The sequence below is a fragment of the Cecembia sp. genome (genome assembly GCF_007126775.1).
Lineage (GTDB): Bacteria > Bacteroidota > Bacteroidia > Cytophagales > Cyclobacteriaceae > Cecembia.
Genome location: NZ_SLAP01000046.1, coordinates 1 through 7,188 on the forward strand (window position 1 = coordinate 1; position 7,188 = coordinate 7,188).

At 42.0% G+C, this 7,188-nt stretch carries 3 protein-coding genes; all 3 read right to left on the reverse strand.

Going from position 1 to position 7,188, the window contains the following annotated elements:
• Positions 1–2,923: VCBS repeat-containing protein (locus QZT73_RS03175; protein ID WP_291786589.1), on the reverse strand; the 2,923-nt coding region annotated here is incomplete at its 3' end.
• On the reverse strand, positions 2,913–3,497 hold the full coding sequence (locus QZT73_RS03180) for a hypothetical protein (protein WP_291778291.1): 585 nt from the start codon (positions 3,495–3,497) through the stop codon (positions 2,913–2,915). The genes QZT73_RS03180 and QZT73_RS03175, both read right to left, overlap by 11 nt.
• Positions 3,498–3,534: 37 nt before the next feature.
• Complete coding sequence (locus QZT73_RS03185; protein WP_291778294.1) at positions 3,535–6,756, reverse strand: VCBS repeat-containing protein; 3,222 nt, start codon at positions 6,754–6,756, stop codon at positions 3,535–3,537.
• Positions 6,757–7,188: the final 432 nt, after the last annotated feature.

The window sequence follows — 7,188 nt, forward strand, 5'->3', positions numbered from 1 at the left end:
GAGGAGTAAAAATATCTTCCAAAAACTTATCGTTATAAGCGGCGTACTTTAGAAATCGCTTCTTGATTGAAGGTACTTGCTGTTCCAATTGATGCTTTAAGGTGAAAGGCACGTGTCTGCCACCTTCTTTCTGTACAAACAAATGCTCTACAGAACCATTTTGATCAAAATCATTTACAAACATCCTTATCGGGCGCTCTTGTGTGGCTTTAAAGCGGGTATTCAACCCATGATTCCCCAGTACAAAATCTGGCTTGCCGTCCCCATTAAAATCTCCAATGGCTATAGCCTGGTACCATCCCCTGAACTGCTCCATTTCCGGCATTTCAATCTTTTCAAGCCCAGCACCCGTATTTCTGAAAAAGACGGGTGCCATCCATTCCCCAACCACCACCAAATCCTCTTTTCCATCTCCATCATAATCTACCACAGCAGCATCAGTAACCATGCCCAATTCTTTTAGTGCAGGTGCAAATTTTTCCGTTTCATCCCTAAACCTGCCCTTTCCGTCTGAAATCAGCACTTGTGAACTTGGATTAACCCCATAAAGGAAAGGGACAACCCTCGATCCCACAAAAAGATCCAATATGCCATCTCCATCAACGTCTATCAAACGCACTACCGAATTGGAATTTTTGAAGTTGTTTAATCCACTGTTGTCAGCTTTGGTGAAATTTCCTTTCCCATCATTGAGATAAAGCCGGTCTGAAAGATCTAAGGCTCCAAATCCGGATTCATTCCCTCCTGAAGTGACAAATAAATCCAAATGACCATCACTATTGAAATCATGGAAAACCCCATGGGTGTCTTCCGAAAATCTGTCTGGAAAAAAGGACTCCTGATCAGACTTTTTAAATGTTCCATTGGACTGCTGAAGAAATAATTCTCCTGGGGTTCCTTTGGCTCCACCCAAATAAACATCGGCCAATCCATCCCCATTGACATCCCCCCAGATGGCTTTAGGGCCCTCCGTGGAGAGCTTATGATAGGTTAACCTGTCTCTATCAAAATCCACGAATGAATTTTCTTTATGTGTAAAATCTAAAATCTTTTCAGCAGCTGCCAGTTCGAAAAATTGCCCATCAGGCTCCTCAAAGAAGACAAATCCTTCCGGAGCATCACTGGCCTCTTCCCAACTCAAGGTCAACATCTGGTTGGCCTGGACATCCTGCAAAAGGCTAATCTTTCCATCCGGCCAGCTGACCTGAATTTCATCAACCAAGTCCTTTTTCCCCAAACCAAAATTCAAGCGGTAATCTACAGAAGACTGAAAGCCTCTATTGGGCATATGTTCCTGATACAAAACCTCATCACCCAGCACCAAACGGACCTGAGCACCAATGGCTGAAGTATTGAAGTCCTTACCCTTTAATTCAATTTTCAAGAAATTATGATCGGGTAATAACTCCCTGCTTCTGTTTTTGAAAATGAATACCTCTGCATTGACATTATTGATCACCAAATCCAAAGCCCCATCATTGTTCAGGTCTCCATAAGCCGACCCGTTGGAATGGATGGGATCTCCCATCCCCCATTGGTGAATGACATTCTCAAACACCAAGTCGCCTTTGTTTTTGTAGGCATAATTGGATACAGGATTGATTGGCATGGGATCAATTAACTTGCGGTAATCGACGCCGTCCTGGGATATAATGGCTCTTTTGGTTTCATCATTATCAATGAAGTTGAGGTAATCCAAATCAGTAAGGTCCTGATAAATTCCATTGGCCACAAAAATGTCTTTCAGGCCATCATTGTCCATATCGAACATAAGCGCTGCCCAACTCCAATCTGTGGCCTCCACATTGGCCAATCTACCCATGTCGGAAAAAGTCCCATCTCCATTATTGACATGCAACATGTTACGGGTATATTGGTAATGGTAACCATGGGTCACATTGAATTGAAATTTATCCCAGCTTTCAAAGGTGGTAATTTGTTTGAGGCGTTGGGAAGGTTCAGGGAGCATTTCCGTAACGAAAATATCCAAATACCCATTATTATTAATGTCTGCAATATCCGCCCCCATGGAAGCTGCAGAAGTGGAGCGCATATAATCTGTCAATTGCTCTGTAAATGTACCGTCCTGATTGTTGATGTACAGGTAATCGCGCTCAAAAAAATCATTAGAAATAAAGATGTCCATCCAACCGTCCCTGTTCACATCCCCAATGGTGATACCCAGACCAAAACCAATAATAGAACCATAAATCCCAGCTTCTTCGGACACATCTGTAAATGTATCCCCATCATTCCTAAATAATTTATCACCACCCACAGGGTCTCTTCTTGGCCTTTCATTCTGCATCTTATTGAAGCTGCCAATGGCCTGATAGCTATTGTTCAAAAGATACACATCAAGGTCGCCATCATTATCATAATCAAAAAAGACGGCATGGGTGGAGTAACCTTGGTCAGCCAAACCATAAGCTTCCGCCATTTCTGTAAAGGTGCCATCCCCATTGTTGATAAACAGTTCATTCTGCTTATTGTCCCCTTTGATATCACCGGAGTTGCAAACATAAATATCCAGCAATCCGTCGCCATTCACATCGGCCATGGCTACTCCTGTACTCCAGGCACGCGTTCCAGCCACACCTGCTTCAGCAGTAACATCTCGAAATTTAAAATCACCCTCATTCAAATAGAGCTTGTTTTCCCCCTGATTGGAGGTCAGGTAGATGTCAATCATACCATCATTGTTCACATCTCCTAAGGCCACTCCTCCACCATTGTAAAAATTCCTGTAGGTAAAGATGTTAAACTTCTCATCAAAACTCAGGTCGTTTCGAAAATCTATACCAGAATGAGAAGCGCTGATCCTTTCAAAAAGAAAATCACCTTCATCCTGATCCTTTTCTTTACAAAGGGTAAATAAGCCCAAAAGGAGCCCTGTTATAACAAATCCCGATTTAAGCCTCATCTCTATTATTGGTCATATCTGCAATGTCCTTTATCCTCAGGTCCAGCATTTCTACCCGCACTGTGGTCATGTCCTTGATAAATACCCTGATCCACCTATTGCCGTCAATCCGCACAAATGCCTTTACCGTTTTGCTTTTGTTACTCACCTCCAGGAAATCCTCTCCATACCATTCCTTCAAGAGGCCCAACACATCCACCAAAAGTTTGTCATTCGTGAAATTCTCATTACCGGGAAACCAAGAGTCATATTGAAACTCCATTGGCATAAAATATAAGTGATTGTCGTCAAACTGTGGATAAAAATTCATCCGAACACTTTTCCCGGATGGTACTTCGGGCTTATACTCAATTTGCAGATAATGGGCTCCATTGGTCAAGATGCCATTTTTATTATGCTCCCAACAGGTAGCAAAAAACTCTTTTCGTCCCATACCAAACCTCAAATCCAGAAATAAATCCTCTACAACTCTACCGGATGCCAACTCCCTTTCTTTCAACTTATCATATTCAGTCTTGGGCTGGCAGGATAATGCCAGAGCCATCAATCCGAAAATCAACACTTTGTACTTCATTTTATTTATGGTAATATTTTTCAATATCATAATCCCTTTATTTCTTCCCAGATAAATGGAACAACTGCGGAAAATCGTTGTTCTTCGCAACCAAAATTACTTGTCCATCTTTGGAATTCAAGACTTGGATATCCCTAATTTCTCCTTTCAAAAAGAACCCGGAATCGGAGGGCTTAATTATTTCCATAAGTCCAGAATCATCAATTACCACATGCCAACCATAACTTCCCATATTGATACCAATTTCCGGTTTGATTTTACTTTGATTTCCCCCTGCGAACAAATGAATATTACCTACTCTATCTTCCAAAACCTCAATCGCATACACAGGACTGCTCTGAATTTCGCTGGGAAGCTCTTTTTTTGCAAAGATACCATTTCCCTGATTGACAAACAGGGAAGTCTCCAGTTCATGTACTTCTAATACCAAATTCCGGCTTAAAACTTCCTTGGAAAACAAGTCTTCCATGCGTTTGTCTTTATAAACATCATAGGTCAAAAGGATTTTTCTAAGGCTTGGCAATTGCTTAAGCAGGGTCTGTTTCAACAGTAAAGGATAATCCTGATCCCCTTCATATAAGGTCAGAATCTGTTCGACGCTTCCATTTTGATCGAAATCGTTGATGTGTAATTTCATGGGTTTTTCTGGGGAAGCCTTTAGCCTACTGTTTTTGCCCATATTACCTATCAAAATATCCGGTAAGCCATCGCCTGTTAAGTCTTCTACCAATAACCTGTTCCAAAGGCCTCCAGTTTGTGTAAATCCAAATGCATCACTTTGGTCCTGATAAATGTCATCGATTTTCTTAAATACCTTAATAGGCATCCACTCTCCCACGACCAACAGTTCTGCATCTCCGTCACCGTCCAAGTCCCCTATCCATGCATCGGTACTCATTCCAAGATTTTTGAGGGCTGGAGCAAGGGCATCAGTTTTATCCAAAAACCGACCATCTCCTTGGTTTTCCAAAAGAATCACATCTCCAGGGATACCATAGGCAAACGGAATGGTACGGGTTCCTACCAAAAGGTCTAAAGCCCCGTCGCCATTGTGGTCAAAAGCCTTGACAAAAGAGGAGCTTTCAAACCTATTAGGCAAATGCCCTTGCGTCTTGATGAAATTTCCTTTTCCATCATTCAGGTATAACCTGTCCTGATAATTGGGATTTCGGTTACCAAATTCCAAGCTTCCACTCAGAACATAAAGGTCTACATGTCCATTTCCATTGGCATCAAAAAACAACCCCCCCACGTCTTCGGCCAGTTGATCCTCCTCTAAGATTTGATGCGTTTTAAAGGATCCATCAGCCTGCTGAATTAGGATTACCGAAGCTTGGCCCCTAGCTCCCGGAAAAAAAACATCATCCCAACCATCCCCATTGACATCCGCTAAGGCCATTCTGGGACCCTCATTGGAAATCATATGGAAGCGCAGGCGATCCCGGTCAAAATCAATAAAGACGCTTTCCTCATGCTTCCAGGGAAACTCAGTTTGGGAGGCCTGAAGTAAGGTAAACTTGGGAATTTCCCCTTGGACAAATGGCTTAGTGGCGCTTTTAGGATCCAAGGTTAGCAATTGATTGGTTGCTACTTCATAAAGCACAGTCAACCCTCCATTTGGCCATAGCACCTCCATGGAATCTAATTTTTCTATTTTTCCCAGACCAAAATGCAAGCGATGGTCAACAGAAGACATGTAGCCTTTGACAGGATTATGTTCCTGATAAAAAAGGTTTCCACCCTTGTAAAGGCTTACCTGAGTACCAAACTGACCGGAAAGGGCCAGTTGCAAATAGTTATTGCCATTAATTTCCCTGCTGTTATTCTTAAAAATAAAAACCTCCCCATCAAGATTGTTTACCACCAAGTCCAAGGCACCATCATTGTTCAGGTCAGCATATGCTGCCCCGGTGGAAAAGCTAAGCTGATACATCCCTGCTGGTTCAGCTATATCTTCAAACTGATAATCCCCAAAGTTTTTAAACAAGTAGTTTCTTAAAGGATGGGAAGGAAACTGATCAATCATGCTTGTCAGCAAAATGGAATCCCTTTTCAGCTGACCAATCAGGTTTTGATTATTGACATAATAATCGACATAATCAAAATCTGTAAGGTCTTTAACAATTCCGTTGGCAACAAAAATATCCTTTAAGCCATCATTGTCCGCATCAAAAATCAAGGCGCCCCAGGACCAATCTGTCGCATGAACACCAGCTTGTCTTGAAACATCTATGAAGTGCGGTAGTTGGGTGCCAGGCTGAAAACCCAAATTCCTTTGAAGGGTGTTGCGGGTAAATTGATGAAAATATCCGGCCCTCACATTGGCTTGGTACTTATCCCAATCTTCAAAAGGCGTCTTGGTTTTTACCCTGTCCAAAGTTGCCGGTAACATCTCAGTGACAAAAATATCCTGCCAACCATCATTGTTCAGGTCAGCAATATCGGCGCCCATAGATCCCATACTGATTTCTGTAATCATTTCCTCCAAGGCTTCGGTAAAGGTCCCATCTCCATTATTGATATAGAGATAGTCTTTTTCAAAAAAATCGTTGGAAACATACAGGTCAGGCCATCCATCTCTGTTAAGATCAGCTACGGTTACTCCTAGGCCATAACCTATCGCTGAACCGTAGATTCCGGCCTCTTCACTGATGTCTATGAATTGACCACCATCGTTTCTGTATAACTTATTCCCTCCAAGTGTATCTCTGACATCTCTTTGCCCTACTCGAAGGTCATTGATCCCCACAGACCGGGCGGAATTATTCAAAAGGTACATATCCAAGTCTCCATCCCTGTCAAAATCAAAAAATACCGCATGCTGGGAAAGTCCCTCATCTGCAATTCCGTATGCCTTGGCCATTTCAGTAAAAGTCAAATCACCATTATTGATATAAAGTGAATTATGTCTCTCCTCTCCACCTAGAGGTCCGGACTTGCAGATATAAATATCCAAGAGCCCATTTCCATTGACATCCGCCATGGAAACTCCAGTGGACCAAATCCCCGGCACAGCAAGGCCAGCTTTTTCGGTAATATCTTCAAATTGGAAATTTCCCTTATTGAGATAAAGCTTGTTCTCACTTTGGTTGCCTGCCAAAAAAATATCCACCAGACCATCATTATTGATATCTCCCAGTGCTACCCCAGCCCCATTATAAAAATTTCGGAAGGTGTAGGGATTAAATTTTTCATCATAAACCAGATCATTCCTGAAATCAATGCCCGTCCAAGACTTGTCCATCAATTCGAAAAGCAAAACACCTTCCTGTTTTTTGGTACAAGCAGAAATTATCAAAAGATAAATAAATACGAGAACGAAACGAATCAAGCTAGGTGATGAAATTAAGGTGATACTTATTAAAATACGGATTTTAAAATTATAAGCTACAAATTTTAAGATTAGAGATAACATCTTATGTGTCGCGTCATCCTGATATTTTAAAATTTTGCATTTAAAGAAAGGTAATGACAGTTATTGAAACGTCATGCTGAGCGGAGCTTGCGGAGTCGAAGCATCTCCCATATGATAGGAGACCCCCCGAAAGCATCGGGGCAGGCTTTCCCTTCGTCAGAGTGACGCACATTTCTGTCATTGGTAGTTTTTAAAGTTTGACATTTACAGAAAGGTAATGACAGTTATTGAAACGTCATGCTGAGCGGAGCTTGCGGAGTCGAAGCATCTCCCATA

What these genes read in the sequence shown, in the direction of transcription:
- QZT73_RS03180 (WP_291778291.1), bottom strand. Translation starts at nt 3,497, where the DNA reads ATGAAGTACAAAGTGTTGATTTTCGGATTGATGGCTCTGGCATTATCC.